This is a genomic window from Sphingomonas sp. Leaf32 (assembly GCF_001421765.1).
Lineage (GTDB): Bacteria > Pseudomonadota > Alphaproteobacteria > Sphingomonadales > Sphingomonadaceae > Sphingomonas.
Genome location: NZ_LMLA01000008.1, coordinates 76,637 through 92,797, shown reverse-complemented (window position 1 = coordinate 92,797; position 16,161 = coordinate 76,637). Strand labels below are relative to the sequence as shown.

Here is a 16,161-nt window from a genome sequence, read left to right as displayed (position 1 = left end):
AATCGAAAGGCGTTTGATGTCGGCATTCAAATTGTCGGGGCGGAGCAGGGCGGTGCTGGCGGCGATCCGGCGGCGCGACAGCGCGTCGCGCGCGGAACTGATTCGCGACCTCGGTCTGTCGGGCACCGCGGTTTTCCGCGCGACCGAGGAACTGGAGGCGGCAGGGCTGGTCCGCAGCGGCGAAACGGTCGCGGCCGGTCGCGGCCAACCCAGTGCGATGATCCATATCCAGCCCGATGCGGCGTTCAGCATCGGCGTGTCGGTGATGACCGATCGCGCCGACGTCGTGCTGGTCGACCTGGCCGGCGCCATCCGTGCCCGTCGCGAGATCACGCTGCCCGGAATGCCGCGCGCGAAGATGATCGATGCCGCGATGGGCTTCGCGCTCGACCACATGGCCTCGGCCGGCATGGACCGCCGTCGCCTGCTGGGGCTGGGCATCGCGGTCGCGGGCTATTTCGTCGGCCCGTCGATGGTCAATCCGGGCCTCGAACTGGAGGAATGGGCGCTCGTCGATCTGCAGGAGGCGATCGAGCGGCAGACCGGCCTGCCCGTCATCGTCGAGAATATCGCCGGCGCGGCGGCGCTGGGTGAGCGAAGCCTGGGCGTTGCCGCCCGCCATGACAGCTTCTGCTACGTCAACGTCGCCGCCGGCTTCGGCGCCGGCATCGTGATGAACGGGGCGCTGGTCCGGGGTCGCCACGGCAATGCGGGCGAGATCGGCGGACTGTTCCTCAGCACCGGGCGCGTCACCCCGAACCTGATGACGCTATGCGATCGGCTGGCCGACCACGGCATCGCCTGTGCGGGCATCTCCGACCTGATCGCGCGGTTCGATCCGGCGTGGCCCGGCGTGGAGCAATGGCTGGCGGAGCATCTGCCATCCTTCTCCTATCTGTTCGGCGCGCTGCGCCTGACGCTCGACTGCGAGGCGATCATCCTCGGCGGGCGCCTGCCCCGGGTGCTGGCGCAGCGGATCGTCGATGCGATCGACCTGCCCGAAAACCACTGGCCCGTCCGGCGCGAGCGGCGCGCGCCGCCCATGGTGATGGAGGTGGCTAGCCTCGCGCCCGAACTGTCGGGGCCGCTGGGGGCCGCGTCGCTGATATTCCACCAGACCGTTTTCGATTGAGGGTCAGCACGAACGCCAGCACGCCGCACACGATGGCAATTTCGGCCAGCGCGCCGGCCATCATCAGCGAGGGCGGCGACCAAGGATCGCGCAGCGTCAGGCGATAGGGGGATGCGGCCAGCACGTGCCCGGCCGTGACGATGGCGACTGCCTGCGCCGTTTTCGATACGCAGGTGAAGATTCCGACATAGCGGGTCGCGCCGCCCTGCGCGGCGAGCGCCGTCATCGCGGTCCAGAGCATCAGCCACAGTCCGCCCGATCCGACGCCGAACGCCATGCCGGCCAGGACGACGCCGACCGGCGCGGATCGAAGCGGGCTGAGCACCAGTCCGGCCGATCCGGCCAGCGTGAAGGCCGCCGCGATCAGCATCACGCTCGCCGACCAGCGGCTCCGGCCCCGCGCCCATAACGGCTGACTGATCGTCCCGCCGATCGATGCCCAGAGCAACAGCCCGGCACCGCCCTGAACGAACGCGGAATAATAGGGTTCGATCAGGCGAAAGGCCGCGCTGGCGGCGATCATCATCGCCAGCGCCCACAGGATCGTCGCAAAGCCCAGCGTGCCGTCGGCGCCGCCCGGCCGGTCCGGTCGCGTCGGGCCGCCAGGCATCGGTACCCGTGCCACACACCACGCGCTGCCACAGACGACCAGCACCAGTCCGAATGCCCAGAGCATCCAGTGGCGCAGATCGCCGTCCCGCATCAGGATCGGCGCGGCGATCACGCTGACCGCGATTCCCGCGATCCCCGACGCGACGTTGCGATGCGCCAGAAGCCTGCAACGCGCGGCATCGTCGAGCGAGAGCAGCGCCGGAATGCTGTTCTGCGGCACGTCGAGCAGCGGATAGGTGGCGCGGAAGCCCAGCAGCATCACCAGCGCCCACGCCGATCGCGCGTCGATGGACAGGAACGGCGTAGCGCAGAACAGCAGGAAGAACGCACAGGTCAGCGGCGCACCGAGCGCCTGCGCGCGTCGCGCCTGCGCCTCGTCCGTGATCCGGTGTCGCCACCACATGCCCATGGCAAGATCGATCGATCCGTTCAGCAGCAGCGACGCCGCCATGATCCACCCCATCGACCGGGCACCGATCCCGCAGATTTCGGTCAGGAAGAAACCGAACAGCAGGGTGCTCGAATGCCAGAGCTGGCTCTTGGCATAATGGGCGATCAGATAGGCGGGGAAGGATGCCGCCAGTCGTCGTCGCGATGTTTCGAGCAGATACTGGATAGCGTCATCCGCAAAGGGCACGACGGTGCGCAAGGTCTTGCCGATCATGCCACCCTCCCGACCGGGCATATGCCGGTTTCATTGTGGAAGCATGACACCAACGCAATGGGGGTTGCGTCTTCCGCCCTCAATCGTCGCGGGGATGGCCGATCCTGTATGGCCCCGTCCGCGTCATCAGCGGTTGCCCCTTCCAGCTCAACCGCACCAGTCCGTCGCGGACCAATGCGTCGACCGTCGCGTGAACCGCAGGCATCGCCCCGCGCCAGTCCTGTGCGATCGCACGCGCGACCTCGCTCGGGCAGATCGTGGCGTCCGGAGCACGGCGCGCGAGCAGCGACAGCATTGCGGTTCGTGGGTCGGTCATCGGGCCGATGTCGGCCCGCCTTGCCGTCCGATCAAGCCGGAACGGGGTCGCGACAGCGCAACCGACGATTCGTTGCGCTCATCCCGGCACGACTGGCCCGCGTCGCTCGTGTCTGCCGGTCGGGCGCGGTGTTGCTGGGCGAATCAACGCAGAGGGCGACGATCCATGCCTCGTTCGACGGGCCGAGCCGACGATCGCCGCGGTCCGTGTCACCGGGCGGTCGGGGACGGGGCGCTCACCGAGGCGACGTACATTCTCTTCGTCACCCCGGACTTGTTCCGGGGTCCACGGTGCGGCGATCGGTGCAGCCAGCGTTTCTCAGGAAAGCGCGAGCGGCGAAGTGGACCCCGGAACACGTCCGGGGTGACGATAGAGCGCTGAATATCGATCCGGCCCAGTCGATTGAAGATCGGCGGAGGACCGGGCGGGGCTCGACGGGGCGGGGGGGGAACCGCCGTCTCGTCGATGTCTCTGGTCGGGGCGACAGGATTCGAACCTGCGACCCCCACACCCCCAGTGTGATGCGCTACCAGGCTGCGCTACGCCCCGATCAGAGAGGGCGTGCCTTTAGGGCGGCTTCGCGCGCCATGCAAGCCCGAAGCGTGGGCAAGGGCAAATGTTGCGTGGGACCCGTGCAGATGATAGCTGCCCGCAATTGACAGGATGCCGTGTTCGCGGCGTCCGCTTTTTCGGACATTCAGGCCAGCAATGCTCGTACCTTCCGCTTTCGCCCAGACCGCTGCCGCTCCTGCGGCTTCGGGTGGTTTCCTCGGCACGCTCGTCGGCATCGCGCCGCTGCTGCTGATCTTCGTCGCCTTCTACTTCCTGCTGATCCGTCCGCAGTCGAAGCGGATGAAGACGCTGCAGGCGTCGATCGCCGCCGTGAAGCGCGGCGACCAGGTCGTCACCGCCGGCGGCGTGATCGGCCGGGTGACCAAGGTCGAGGACGCGTTCGTCGAGGTGGAAATCGCCCAGAACACCCGCATCCGCGTGGTGAAGGCGACCATCGCCGAAGTCACGCCGCCCGCCGGCGCCAAGCCCGCGAACGACTGATGCTCGACTTTCCCCGCTGGAAACGGATCGCCATCTGGGCATCCGTGATCCTGTTGTCGCTGTTCGCGGTGCCGAGCCTGTTGCCCGAAGCCGTACGTGCCAAGCTGCCGAACTGGTACGCGTCGCAGACGATCAATTTCGGTCTCGATCTGGCCGGCGGCAGCTACATCCTGCTCGAAGCACAGACGCAGGACGTCGCGGCGACGCGGGTCGAGGCGATGCGCGAGATGATCGCGACCGAGATGCGCCGCAACCCGCGCGTCAGCGTCGGCGACATTTCGACGCGCGGCGGGCAGATCAGCTTCATGGTCCGCGACGCGACACAGGTCGACGCGGCGCGCGAAAAGCTGCTCGGCCTGACCGGCGGCGGGGCGGGGATGACCGGCCAGCGCGAATGGGACATCGAAGTGCGTGACACCACGCGCTTCGTCCTGACCCCGACCCAGGCCGGCCTGCGGCTGGCGGTCGAGAATGCGATGAAGGACGCGACCGAGGTCGTGCGCCGCCGCATCGACGAACTGGGCACGCGCGAACCGACGATCATCCAGCAGGGCAGCAACCGCATCGTCGTGCAGGTCCCCGGCCTGTCCGATCCGAAGGCGCTGAAGGATCTGCTCGGCAAGACCGCGCGGCTGGAATTCAAGCTGGTCGACCTGACCGCCGATCCGGCCGCCGTCGCACGCGGACAGGCGCCGGCCGGCAGCCAGATCCTGCCCTATCCTTCGCAGGGCGGCGGGATCGCGGTGAAGCGCACCACGATCATCTCGGGCGATCAGCTGGCCGATGCGCGCCAGACCTACGACCAGAACAGCCAGCCCAACGTCACGATCAACTTCAATGCCGAAGGCGGTCGCCGCTTCGCGAAGGTGACGCAGGAAAATACCGGCAAGCCGTTCGCGATCATCGTCGACAATCAGGTCATTTCGGCCCCGAACATCAACGAACCGATCCTCGGCGGCAGCGCCACGATCAGCGGCGGCTTCACCGTTGATTCGGCCAACCAGCTCTCGATCGCGCTGCGTTCGGGCAAGTTGCCTGTCGATCTGACGGTCGTGCAGGAAAGCACCGTCAGCCCCGAACTGGGTGCCGATTCGGTCAAGGCCGGCGTCACCGCCGCGATCATCGCGACCATCGCCGTCATCGCGTTCATGGTGATGACCTATGGCCGGTTCGGCATTTATTCGACGATCGCGGTCGTGCTGAACATCCTGATGATCCTGGCGGTCATGGCGTTCCTGAAAGCCACGCTGACGCTGCCCGGCATCGCCGGCTTCGTGCTGACCATCGGTACCGCGGTCGACGCCAACGTGCTCATCAACGAGCGTATCCGCGAGGAACGGCGACGCGGGCGCAGCGTGCTGCAATCGCTGGAGCTGGGCTACAAGGAAGCGAGCCGCACCATCTTCGAGGCGAACGTGACCCACGCCATCGCCGGCGGGATCATGCTGATCCTCGGCTCCGGGCCGATTCGCGGCTTCGCGGTCGTGCTGCTGCTTGGGATCGCCAGCTCGGTGTTCACCGCCGTCACCTTCACGCGGATGCTCGTTGCCGGATGGATGCGCCGCAACCGTCCGACCGACATCACCATTTAAGGCTCCGGCGTCATGCGTCTCATCAAGCTGGTTCCCGACAACACCAACATCCGCTTCGTCGCGCTGCGCAAGGTCGCGTTCACCGTGACGCTGATCCTCAGCATCCTGGCGGTCGGGCTGGTGTTCGTGCGGGGCCTCAACTTCGGCGTCGACTTCATGGGCGGCGTCGCGATCGAGGAGAAATTCGCCTCGCCACCCGCGATCGACAAGGTGCGCGCCACGATCGAGCGGCTGGGGGTGGGCGAACCCGCGATCCAGCAGTTCGGCGACCCGAAGCTCGTGTCAATCCGCCTGCCGGTGCCCGAGGGTGATTCGGGCGCGACCGACCGGCTGGTCGAACGGGTGAAGTCGGCGCTGTCGACCGAGTTTCCCGGCGCGACCTTCAGCAACTATTCGACCGTGTCGGGCAAGGTGTCCGGCGAGCTGGTGACGAACGGCATCCTCGCCGTCGTTCTGGCGATCGTCGGCATCGCGATCTTTTCGTGGTTTCGCTACGAATGGCAGTTCGGCGTGTCGACCGCCGTCGCGATCGTGCACGACGTGCTGATGACGCTCGGCTTCTTCGCGCTGTTCCGTGAACAGTTCGCGTTCGACCTGACCATCGTTGCGGCGGTGCTGACCATCATCGGCTATTCGATCAACGACAAGATGGTGATCGACGACCGCATCCGCGAAAACATGCGCAAGTTCCGCAAGATGGAGATGCGCGAGCTGATCGATTTGTCGGTCAACGAAACGCTGCCACGCACCGTCATGACCTCGCTGACCATCCTGCTTGCGCTCACCGCGCTGCTGGTATTCGGCGGCCATGTGCTGCGCGGCTTCACCGCCGCGATGATCCTGGGCGTGATCGTCGGCACCTATTCGTCGATCTACGTGTCGTCGTCGCTGCTCATCACGCTGGGGCTGAAGCCCGGTGCGCCGGTGGGTGAGGGGACGGTCAAGGAGCCGGTCCCGCAAAAGGGTTCGCGGTGAAGCTCGACCGGGTCCGCAAGGGCGACGGCCCGGTCGTCTCCGGCCTGACCACGGCCGGGTTCCGCGTCGATGACGGCATCTATCCCGCGCTGCTGATGACGCCGCAGCGCGCGGACCTGTGGGAGCCGCCGGCGTTCGACGCGCTCGATGCCGATGCGCTGGCGTCGGTGCTGGCGATGCAGCCGGAGTTCCTGCTGCTCGGCACCGGCGCGACGCTGCGCCAGCCGCCCCATGCCCTGGCCCGCGCGCTCGACGCGATGGGGCTGGGGATCGAGGCCATGGACAGCCGCGCCGCCGCCCGTGCATGGGGCGTGCTGCGCGACGAGGGGCGACAGATCGCCGCGGCGTTCTACCCGCTCTGACGTAGCCGAGTACCCACGATCGTCACCCCGGACGTGTTTCGGGGTCCACTTCGCCGCTCACTTTGTCCCAGGAAGCGCTGGCTGCACCGATCGCCGCATCGTAGACCCCGGAACAAGTCCGGGGTGACGATACAAATGTGAATGTCGATCGGCCCTAGTCCGACCGCCGCCCCGCCACCAGTCCCGCCAGATGCGCGCGCAACTCCAGCGCATTACGCTCCCAACTGAACGCCTCGACCACCGCCTGCGTCGCTTGCCGGTCGACCGGCTGCGACAGGACCGCCGCGATCCCCTGCGCGAAGGCGCTCGATTCCCGCGCGACGATCCGTCCGGCGGCCGGCACGGTCACGACCTCGCGCGCGGCGCCGGCATCGGGAATGACGATCGGCGTACCGCTCGCCAGCGCTTCGACCCAGGCGTTGGCCAGCCCTTCCGACGACGACGCCAGCGCCATGACGTCCGCCGCCGCCAGCAGGTCGGGCAGGTCGCCGTGTGGCAGCGCTCCGCATAGCGTCACCCGGTCGCCGATGCCCAGTTCCGCGATCCGCGCCGCCAGCGCCGCCTGATCCGGCCCGCCACCCACGATCCACAGACCGACGCCGGGAAGCGCCGCCACCGCGTCCAGCACGATCCGGTGGCCCTTGCGCGGGATCAGCGCGCCCAGCGACACGACCAGCGGCCCGGTGATCCCCAGCCGCTGCCGCGCGGCCATGCGGTCGACGCATCCGAACCGGCTGCGGTCGATGCCGGTGCGGTGGACGCGGACCGGGCGGTCGATCCCGGTGGCGGCGATGTCGTCGGCCATCGACTGCGACACGGCGAGCAGCCCGTCGGCGGCCCTACCGGCGGCGCGCACCTGCGCGGCGGTCGCGGGGGCGTGGCCCCAGTGATGGATGTCGGCTCCGCGCGCCTTGATCGACACCGGCACGCCGAAGCGCCGCCCCAATGCCACCGCCGCCGGGCCATCGGGGAAGAAGAACTCGGCATCGATCACGTCGAAAGGAAAGTCTTCCCGCAATCGCACCAGATGCGGCACCAGTCGACGGACAAGCGCCGCGACATGGAACCGGCCCTGGGTCGCGGGCAGGTTCAGGAAGCGGGGCCGGTCGACCGGCAACCCCTTCCACACCTCATGCTGCGGCAAGCGCGACAGCGACCGGTAACCGGAATGCAGCGACAGCGGGAAAGGCGGCAACCCCAACGGCGCGACCACCCGCACCTCGACATCGTCCAGCGCGGCCAGTCCCAGCGTCTGGCGTTCGACGAACACCCCGAAATTGGGCCGCACGGCATCGGGGAACAGGGTGGCGAGGGTCAGGACACGCAGCATCGCGGCCGGTGTAGCGCGAAAAGCGTGAAGGCTTCGCGAAAAGGTGCCGGACCGCCATACGGACAGCCCGGCAAGCAGATCACGCCGTCAGCGTGTGCTCCAGCGTGATCTCGGCGTTCAGCAGCTTGGAGATCGGGCAACCGGCCTTGGCACCGGCTGCGATCTCTTCGAACTTCGCCTGATCGATGCCGGGAACATGGGCGGTCAGCGACAGCGCCGATTTGGTCACCGTGAATCCGTCGCCATCCTTGTCGAGCGTAACCTTCGCCGTCGTCTCCAGCGTGCCGTCGGTAAAGCCCGCACCGGCCAGCGCGAAGCTTAGCGCCATGGTGAAGCAGCTGGCATGGGCGGCGGCGATCAGCTCCTCGGGGTTGGTGCCCTTGCCGTCCTCGAACCGGGTGTTGAAGCCATATTGCTGGTCGGACAGCACGCCCGACTGGGTCGATACATGGCCTTTGCCGTCTTTGCCGAGACCGTCGTAGCGGGCGGATGCACTGCGGATCATGCGGGAACCTTTGCAAATGAAGAAGGGGCGGACCCGTCGCCGGACCCGCCCCTCCTGAATTCGCCAGACCCGTTAAGGTTCAACGGCAACGGCCACGGCTGCCGCTACGCTCGATCTCGCGACCGGCCAATGCGCCCGCGCCGGCGCCCAGCAGCGTGCCGAGCGTACGGTCGCCGCGCGAATCGATCGTGCGGCCGACCAGCGCACCGGCGACGCCGCCGACGACCAGACCGGTGGTGCCGTTTTCCTTGCGGCAGTAACGACGGCCGTCACGACCGCGCCATTCGCGATACTTGGAACGACGCTGCGCCTCGGCTTCGGTCTTGCCGACCGAAATGCCGTGCTTCGAGAAGGTCGGGCCGACCGGGGCCAGCAGCGAGGCGGCGGCGAGTGCCATCATGATATTGCGCATGGGGTTTTCCTTTCGTCCGTAATCTTGACTTGGGGCCTTAACGCATCCCCGCCATGACGGTTTCATGAACGAAACGACAGGCTCCCGTTCAGCTTGGGCGCGGTCATCCCAGCGGATAGCGGACGATCGGTTCGTACCACGCGCCGTCCTGACCCAGATGGCTTTCGTACAGGACCAGATGGTCGAACCGCATCGGCGGCGAGGTCAGAGCAGCATGGGCGGCGAGAAAGCCATCGACCGGTCCCGACAGACGGTTTAGCCGGGCCAGCGTAATATGCGGCAGGAACGCGCGTCCCTCGGGCAGCAGTCCGACCCGGACCAGTGCATGATCGACCTTGCGATGCAGCGCCGCGACCGCATCCTGCGGGGTAATGCCCGCCCATAGCGCGCGGCCTCGCGACCCGGTGTCGAACCGTCCCACTCCCGATAGCGCGAGGTCGAGGGCAGGGCCGTGCACCGCTTGCAGGGTGACCGCAATATCCTCGGCAACGGGCCGCTCCACCTCACCGATATAGCGTAGCGTGACGTGCAACTGCGCCTCGTCCTGCCACCGCGCACCCTCGACGCCGTCCATGATGTCGAGCAATTTCCGACGCATGGATGCGGGCGGGCGGAGGGCGACGAACAGGCGGTGCAAGCGTGAATTCTCCCGGTGGCGTAACAAAGTGTTGCTGTCCGCGTTTGCCTTGAAATCGTGCGTTGCGCAGACGATATTTCGAGCATCCGGCATGTGTGCCGGGAAGAGGAGTTTACAATGGCGAACTGGTCCGATCCCCGGACGACGGCCGCACCGATCACCCGCAACCGCACCACCGACATGGCGCGCGATGCGGGACTGCGGTCCTACATGCTTTCGGTTTACAACTACATGGCTTCGGGCGTGCTGTTGACCGGCATCGTCGCGCTGTTGTTCTCGTGGGGTGGCGACAGCTCGCCGGCCGCGCAGGTATTCTACCAGCCGGGCGCGCTGAAATACCTCATCATGTTTTCGCCGCTGATCTTCGTGATGGTGATGAGCTTCGGGATCAACCGGCTGTCGACCGGCGCGGCGCAAGGTCTGTTCTGGGCGTTCGCGGCGGTGATGGGTCTGTCTATGTCGACGATCTTCCTGCGCTATACCGGCCCGTCGATCGCGCTGACCTTCTTCTCGACCGCGACCGCGTTCCTGGCGCTCAGCCTCTATGGCTATACGACCAAGCGTGATTTGACCGGCTTCGGCACGTTCCTCATCATGGGTCTGGTCGGCCTGATCGTCGCGTCGCTGCTGAACCTGTTCTTCCAGTCGGGCATGTTCAGCCTGGTCATCAGCGCCGTCGGCGTGCTGCTGTTCGCCGGCCTCACCGCCTATGACACGCAGCGGATCAAGGCGATGTATTTCCAGGTCGCCGGCACCGACTTCGCGGGCAAGGCCGTGATCTTGGGCGCACTGTCGCTTTATCTCGACTTCGTGAACATGTTCCAGTTCCTGCTGTCGTTCCTCGGCAACCGCGACTGATCTAGCGGCCGGCCAATGATGGGATGGAGGCCCGGCGGGTGACCGCCGGGCCTTTTTTCATGGGCGGAACGTCGGGCGCACTAGCGTCGTTCTGATGGGGAAGGAGTGAGGGATATGACCAACGACACCAACGGTATCGACGACAAGGCGATCGCGTCGCTCTCCGTCGCGCCGGACGGCAAGGAAAGCGAAGCCAATCCTGCGCGTGGCGATGCCGGAACCGATGCGGCGCACGATGACGTCTCGGACAGCGACGCGAAGCTCGACCGCGGCCTCGACGAATCGATGGACGCCTCCGATCCGCCCAGTTCGGTCCAGCCCGGCAGCGATGGCCCGGCGCCCTCTTCGGGCTATGATGCCCAGCAGGAGGCGAAGCTGGCCGGACAGGTCGACCGCGACTGATCGAAGAGTAAGGTGCGGTTCGCGCGGCGCGTCGGCTATTCCCGGCGTGCCGCGCTTGGTATGAGGGCGGTCATGACGACCGATCGGCTGCTCCGTCCGATAATGCGCGCGCTCGCACTCCTCCTGCTGGCGTTAGTCAGCATCGTGCCGGCGCAGGCGGCGGTGACGATCACCTTCTGGTCGCAGGAGTTCGGCCAGAATTTCCCCCATGCCTTCTTCACCTTTTCCGGAACGCCCGACGCCGGTGGCCCGGCGGTGAACGAAAGCTATGGCTTCACGGCGAAGGCGATCACCCCTGCGCTGCTGATGGGATCGGTCGGCGGGATGATCGATCGACCGAAACCTTCCTATATCGCCAGGAGCAACGCGCATTTCTCGGTGGTGCTCAGCGACGCGCAATATGCGTCGGTCCGGGCGCTGATCGACGAATGGGGCGTGAAAGGCGATTCGCACTATAATCTGAACCGTCGCAACTGCGTCCATTTCGTCGCCGAAGCGGCGCGGCGGTCGGGCCTGACCGTGGTCGAGGACCGGAAGCTGATGAAGAAGCCGCGTTCCTTCATCCAGTCGGTTGAACACGCCAATGCCGGGCGGGTGACCGTCGTCGAACTGCCGGCCAAGGCGTATTTCGCGACGCTGCCGCCGCCCGCTGCCGCCAATGACGATACGCCGGTGCGCGACGCGGCGACCGCGCCGCACTGACCGGCGCGTTGCCCCTTTCGAAGCACGCATAATTGCGGCAGTCGTGCGGGCGGTATTCGAGCGGGAGAAACGGAATGCGGCGTTGGATGATCGGCGTGCTGGCGATGCTGGCCGGATGCGGTCAGGCGGATGAGACGCCCGCTCCCGCGAACCTGACCGACGACACCCCGATCCTGCCGGCCGCCACGCCGACCCCCGAAACATTGGTGACCATCCCGACCCGGTTCGTCGGCAGCTGGGACCGCGACGGCGCTGCCTGCGCCGCCAATCTGGCGAGTGCCGGTCGCCTCGTCATCGCCGCCAATGCAGTGCGGATCGGCGAAACCGACCTGCCGACCCGCGCGATCACCGCTGCGGATGCCGGCGCGGTCGATGTCGACGTGATCGGCGACCGGAGTGGCATCACCGAGCAGCGCCGCTACCGCCTCGCGCTGGGGAGCGGCGGCAGCCTTGAACTGACCGGGGTCGATGGCCTCACCCGTCTCGTCCGCTGCGACGCGCCGGCGGGGGCGGAGGCCGCCGCGCGCAACGCGGTGGCGCTGAACCTCGCGCCCGACGGGTTGCAGACGGTGGCCGGCGCCAGCAGCCGCTCGCTGCCGTTCGGCACCCCGGCGGAGGTCGTCCTGCGCGTCGTCGAGGCCGCGACCCAGACGCTGCCCGAACGGTCGCGCAACGCCGACTGCGGCGAAGGTCCGCTCGACATCGCCACCTATCCGCGCATCGCCGTCTATTTTCAGGAAGGGCGGTTCGTCGGCTGGTCGGCACGGGGGCGGGGGCTGACGACGATGGGCGGCGTCGGAATCGGATCGAAACGCGCCGCCGTCGAAGGGGTGATCGACGCGCCGGTCGAGGAAACCAGTCTGGGCCGGGAGTTCACCAGCGGTGGCCTGTCCGGGCTGTACGACGCGAAGGATAGCGTCAGCGCGCTATGGGCCGGCAGCACCTGCATCGCCCGGTGATCGACGACGCGACCCCGGCGGACGCGGCGGCGGTTGTCGCGCTGTGGCACGCCTGTGGCCTGACGCGGCCGTGGAACGACCCCGACGCCGACTTTACCCGCGCGCTGGATGGTGCGACTTCCACGATCCTGTTGGCGCGGCAGGCGGGCGTTCCGATCGGCAGCGTCATGGTCGGCCATGACGGCCATCGCGGCTGGCTCTATTATCTCGCGGTCCGGCCCGATGCGCGGGGGCAGGGGGTCGGCACCGCCCTGTTCGACGCCGCCGAACAATGGCTGCGTGCCCGGTCGGTGCCGAAGCTGCAACTGATGGTGCGTGAGGATAATGCCGCCGCCCTAGCATTCTACGACCGAATCGGGCTGGAACGGCAAGGGGTGGTGGTGCTCGGCCGATTCCTGACCAGGCCGTAATAGCACCCCGATAGGCTACTGATAGTCACTTGCAAAAGCATTAACGGCGGCGTAGCGGCAGGCGAAGCATCACAGGAATTGTTTCGTATGTCGCCTATCGCCGTCTTTCTCGCCGCCACCGCGCTGACCCCGAACCCGGTTGCCGCGGATGATCCGCAACAGCGTGGCGATGAGATCGTCGTGACCGGCCTGCGGACCGAAGGCAGCGACGACTATGCGGTGAAGGCACAGAGCACCGCGACCCGCCTGCCGCTGTCGCTGCGCGAAACGCCACAGTCGGTCAGTGTCGTGACCCGCGCGCAGATCGAGGACTTCCAGCTCAACGACATCAACGCGCTGCTGGCGACGGTGCCCGGCGTCAACGTGCAGGCGCAGGAAACCGACCGCTTCTATTATTCGGCGCGCGGCTTCGACATTCAGACCTTTCAGATCGACGGCGTCGGCCTGCCATTCCCGTTCCAGATCCAGAACGGGTCGATCGACACCGCGATGTACGACCGGATCGAGGTGGTGCGCGGCGCGCCGGGGCTGTTGTCGTCGACCGGAAACCCGTCGGCGGTCATCAACTTCATCCGCAAGCGCCCGACCCGCGACCTCGCCGTGTCGGCCAGTGCGCAATACGGCTCGTTCGACAATCTGCGCCTCGACGGCGACGTCAGCGTGCCGCTGACCGGAAACGGATCGGTCCGCGCGCGTGCGGTGGGGTCCTATCTCGACGGCGACAGCCATCTCGACCGCTACGGCCTCACCCGCTGGACCGGCTATGGCATTGTCGAGGCGGATCTGGGTCCCGACACCGTCGTCAGCGCCGGCTATGGCTATCAGAACCACAAGAGCCGCGCGGCGATGTGGGGGGCGATCCCGCTCTACTATACCGATGGCACCCGCATCGACCTCGCCCGCTCGACCAACACGGCCCCCGACTGGTCGAGCTTCGACGTGAGCGATCGCCAGATGTTCGGCGATGTGACCCATCGTTTCGGCGACTGGACCGCGAAGCTGACCGTGCAGCGCCGCGCGATCGACGAGGATGACCGGCTGTTCTACGTCTATGGCAATCCGGTTCGCGCGACCGGTCTCGGCATCGCCAGCTATCCGGGCGCGTTCCGGTCGTTCGCGCGCAACCTGACGATCGATGCGAACATCACCGGCACCGTGTCGCTGTTCGGGCGGACCCAGGATGTGATGTTCGGCGCGAACCGCTCTGCGCAGCGTTATACGCAGGATTCGGCCTATGACATGACGCAGGTCGGGCTGTCGCTGCCGCTGGCGACCGTGTTCGATGGTTCGTTCCCCGAACCGGACTTTCCCGCCTTTTCCCGCAGTCTCGACACGCATAGCCGGCGCGAGACGGTGTACGGCCTACTCCGCCTGAACCCGGCCGACCAGCTGAAGGTGATGGTCGGCGCGAATGCGACCCGCGCGTTCAGCGAGGGCATTTCCTATGGCGCGCCCACCAATTACGACCGTGCGCGGTTCCTGCCGTTCGTCGGCGCGACCTATGACCTGACCGGCAATATCAGCGCCTATGCGAGCTTCGCGACGATCTTCAATCCGCAGGATCAGCTGGAACGCGGCACCGACGGCACGCTGCGCCTGATCGACCCGATCGAGGGCGACAATCTGGAGGCGGGGCTGAAGGGTGAATGGCTGGGTGGTCGACTGAACGCCAGCGTCGCGCTGTTCCAGGCGCGGCAGAAGAACACGGCGGAGTCCGCCGGCTATGATACGACGATCCGGCAGACCCTCTATCGCGGCGTCGACGCCACCTCGCGCGGGATCGAGCTGGAGGTCAGCGGCCAGCTCGCGCCCGGTGTCCAGGCGACCGGCGGGTTCACCGCGATGCGCATCCGTGGCGAGAACGACCAGGCGGTCCGCACCTTCGTCCCGCGCAATACCGGCCGGCTGAACATCGTCTGGGCGCCGGTCGCGCTGCCCGCGCTCAAGCTGGGTGTATCGGGCCAGTATCAGAGTCGCATGTATCTCGAACCGGCGGGCATCGTGTCGTCCACCACCGGACAGCAGGTGCGGGTCACGCAGGACGGGTTCGCGACGGTCGACCTGATGGCGCGCTACGAATTGACGCCGCGCGTGTCGATCAGCGCCAATGTCCGCAACCTCAACGATGCGAAGGCGCTGAGCGCGCTGAATTTCGATCAGGGCTATTACAACGCGCCGCGTACGGTGCTCGGCACGGTGCGGGTCAGCTACTGACGTAAAAAGGGGGCGGTGGTGCCGCCCCCTTTGGTCCCTGTATCCGAACCAGCCATCCGTTCGTGCTGAGTAGGGGCTGAGCTTGCCGAAGACCCGTATCGAAGCACTTGGCGCACGGTCCTTCGATACGCCCTTCGACAAGCTCAGTGGCTACTCAGGATAAACGGCGTGGGTTGATCGGTACCGTGTCGCTGCAGAGCAGCCTCACCCCACGAACGCGCGTTCGATCACGTAATCGCCCGGCTTCGCGTTCGACCCCTCCTCGAAACCCTGACCCTCAAGATATTCCGAGAAATCGCGGATCATCTCGGTCGACCCGCACAGCATGATACGGTCGGTCGCCGGGTCGAACGCCTGCGCGCCGCCGATGCGCGCGCTGAACAGCGTGCCGTTTTCCACCAGCGCGTCGATACGCCCGGTGGTGTGGAATTCCTCGCGCGTGACCGTCGGCACATAGGTGAACTGCGCCGCCGCCTGATCCTCGACCAGCGGGTCGCCGGCGAGATTGGCCTCCAGCGTGGTGCGGAAGGCGAGGTCGCTGACGCGGCGCACCGAATGCACGACGACGATCGACGAATACATCTCATACACGTCGGGGTCGCGGATCAGCGACAGGAACGGCGCCAGACCGGTGCCGGTCGACAGCATGAACAGCCGTTCGCCGGGCTTCAGCGCGTCGGTGACCAGCGTGCCGGTCGGCTTCTTGCCGAGGAAGATCTCGTCGCCGGGGACGATCTGCTGCAGCTTCGACGTCAGTGGGCCGTCCGGCACCTTGATCGACAGGAACTCCAGCTCCTCGGCATAGGCGGGGCTGGCGATCGAATAGGCGCGCAGCAGCGGTTTGCCGTTGTCGCCGGGCAGGCCGATCATCACGAACTCGCCCGAACGGAAGCGGAAGCTGGGCGGGCGGGTGATGGTGAAGCTGAAGAGATGCTCGTTCCAGTGGCGCACCGAACGCACGCGCTCGACGCTCAGCGCGTTGGTGGGTTCGAGGCCGTGGACGACGGCGGTGCGGTCGGTCATCGA

Annotated in this window: 18 protein-coding genes and 1 tRNA gene; 11 read left to right on the top strand and 8 right to left on the bottom strand. The window is 66.9% G+C overall.

The window, feature by feature from the left end; all coding sequences use genetic code 11:
- The first annotated feature begins 16 nt into the window (after positions 1-16).
- The gene (locus tag ASE83_RS10980) at positions 17-1,132 is read left to right on the top strand and encodes an ROK family transcriptional regulator (protein WP_055789596.1); all 1,116 of its coding nucleotides are present in this window, start codon (positions 17-19) and stop codon (positions 1,130-1,132) included.
- Here ASE83_RS10980 and ASE83_RS10975 read toward each other — a convergent pair.
- From ASE83_RS10975 to ASE83_RS10965, 3 genes are all read right to left on the bottom strand, one after another.
- Positions 1,059-2,408 carry an MFS transporter gene (locus ASE83_RS10975; protein ID WP_055934324.1) on the bottom strand — a complete coding sequence of 450 codons (1,350 nt, stop codon included), beginning with the start codon at positions 2,406-2,408 and terminating at the stop codon, positions 1,059-1,061. The genes ASE83_RS10980 and ASE83_RS10975 overlap by 74 nt on opposite strands.
- A 79-nt stretch (positions 2,409-2,487) precedes the next feature.
- Positions 2,488-2,724, bottom strand: a complete 237-nt coding sequence (locus tag ASE83_RS10970; RefSeq protein ID WP_055789590.1) for a DUF3253 domain-containing protein — start codon at positions 2,722-2,724, stop codon at positions 2,488-2,490.
- A gap of 472 nt (positions 2,725-3,196) precedes the next feature.
- Positions 3,197-3,273 (bottom strand) — tRNA-Pro (locus ASE83_RS10965).
- A gap of 159 nt (positions 3,274-3,432) precedes the next feature.
- Here ASE83_RS10965 and yajC point away from each other — a divergent pair.
- The 4 genes from yajC to ASE83_RS10945 are packed head-to-tail and all read left to right on the top strand — an operon-like array spanning position 3,433 to position 6,706.
- Entirely contained in the window at positions 3,433-3,777 is a 345-nt protein-coding gene (yajC, locus tag ASE83_RS10960; RefSeq protein WP_055789587.1) for a preprotein translocase subunit YajC, read from the top strand.
- The gene (gene secD, locus ASE83_RS10955; protein WP_055789585.1) at positions 3,777-5,369 is read left to right on the top strand and encodes a protein translocase subunit SecD; all 1,593 of its coding nucleotides are present in this window, start codon (positions 3,777-3,779) and stop codon (positions 5,367-5,369) included. The genes yajC and secD overlap by 1 nt, the downstream gene beginning before the upstream one ends.
- A gap of 12 nt (positions 5,370-5,381) precedes the next feature.
- Positions 5,382-6,344 carry a protein translocase subunit SecF gene (secF, locus tag ASE83_RS10950; protein WP_055789583.1) on the top strand — a complete coding sequence of 321 codons (963 nt, stop codon included), beginning with the start codon at positions 5,382-5,384 and terminating at the stop codon, positions 6,342-6,344.
- Entirely contained in the window at positions 6,341-6,706 is a 366-nt protein-coding gene (locus ASE83_RS10945; protein ID WP_055789581.1) for an Mth938-like domain-containing protein, read from the top strand. The genes secF and ASE83_RS10945 overlap by 4 nt, the downstream gene beginning before the upstream one ends.
- Positions 6,707-6,860: 154 nt before the next feature.
- Here the strand turns inward: ASE83_RS10945 and ASE83_RS10940 are convergent, their stop codons facing one another.
- The 4 genes from ASE83_RS10940 to thpR form a co-directional block, all read right to left on the bottom strand.
- The gene (locus ASE83_RS10940; protein WP_055789578.1) at positions 6,861-8,036 is read right to left on the bottom strand and encodes a glycosyltransferase; all 1,176 of its coding nucleotides are present in this window, start codon (positions 8,034-8,036) and stop codon (positions 6,861-6,863) included.
- A 79-nt stretch (positions 8,037-8,115) separates the two neighbouring features.
- On the bottom strand, positions 8,116-8,541 hold the full coding sequence (locus ASE83_RS10935; protein ID WP_055789569.1) for an OsmC family protein: 426 nt from the start codon (positions 8,539-8,541) through the stop codon (positions 8,116-8,118).
- 79 nt (positions 8,542-8,620) lie between these two features.
- The gene (locus tag ASE83_RS10930) at positions 8,621-8,953 is read right to left on the bottom strand and encodes a glycine zipper 2TM domain-containing protein (protein ID WP_156353051.1); all 333 of its coding nucleotides are present in this window, start codon (positions 8,951-8,953) and stop codon (positions 8,621-8,623) included.
- Positions 8,954-9,056: 103 nt separating this feature from the next.
- A complete protein-coding gene (thpR, locus tag ASE83_RS10925; RefSeq protein ID WP_055789566.1) occupies positions 9,057-9,590 on the bottom strand; it encodes an RNA 2',3'-cyclic phosphodiesterase in 534 nt (177 codons plus the stop codon).
- Between the two features lie 117 nt (positions 9,591-9,707).
- On the opposite strand from thpR, the gene ASE83_RS10920 reads away from it, so the two are divergent.
- The 6 genes from ASE83_RS10920 (at position 9,708) to ASE83_RS10895 (ending at position 15,135) form a co-directional block, all read left to right on the top strand.
- Positions 9,708-10,448, top strand: coding sequence for a Bax inhibitor-1/YccA family protein (locus ASE83_RS10920; protein ID WP_055789563.1), 741 nt, complete (start codon positions 9,708-9,710; stop codon positions 10,446-10,448).
- A gap of 114 nt (positions 10,449-10,562) precedes the next feature.
- Positions 10,563-10,850 carry a hypothetical protein gene (locus ASE83_RS10915; protein ID WP_055789560.1) on the top strand — a complete coding sequence of 96 codons (288 nt, stop codon included), beginning with the start codon at positions 10,563-10,565 and terminating at the stop codon, positions 10,848-10,850.
- 72 nt (positions 10,851-10,922) lie between these two features.
- Positions 10,923-11,552, top strand: coding sequence for a hypothetical protein (locus tag ASE83_RS10910; protein ID WP_200921884.1), 630 nt, complete (start codon positions 10,923-10,925; stop codon positions 11,550-11,552).
- Between the two features lie 74 nt (positions 11,553-11,626).
- Complete coding sequence (locus tag ASE83_RS10905) at positions 11,627-12,511, top strand: hypothetical protein (RefSeq protein ID WP_156353049.1); 885 nt, start codon at positions 11,627-11,629, stop codon at positions 12,509-12,511.
- Positions 12,481-12,921: a GNAT family acetyltransferase gene (locus tag ASE83_RS10900; RefSeq protein WP_055789554.1), complete on the top strand. Its 441-nt coding sequence runs from the start codon at positions 12,481-12,483 to the stop codon at positions 12,919-12,921. The genes ASE83_RS10905 and ASE83_RS10900 overlap by 31 nt, the downstream gene beginning before the upstream one ends.
- An 87-nt stretch (positions 12,922-13,008) precedes the next feature.
- The gene (locus ASE83_RS10895; RefSeq protein ID WP_055789552.1) at positions 13,009-15,135 is read left to right on the top strand and encodes a TonB-dependent siderophore receptor; all 2,127 of its coding nucleotides are present in this window, start codon (positions 13,009-13,011) and stop codon (positions 15,133-15,135) included.
- Positions 15,136-15,339: 204 nt separating this feature from the next.
- Here the strand turns inward: ASE83_RS10895 and ASE83_RS10890 are convergent, their stop codons facing one another.
- A complete protein-coding gene (locus tag ASE83_RS10890) occupies positions 15,340-16,158 on the bottom strand; it encodes a ferredoxin--NADP reductase (RefSeq protein WP_055789549.1) in 819 nt (272 codons plus the stop codon).
- Positions 16,159-16,161: the final 3 nt, after the last annotated feature.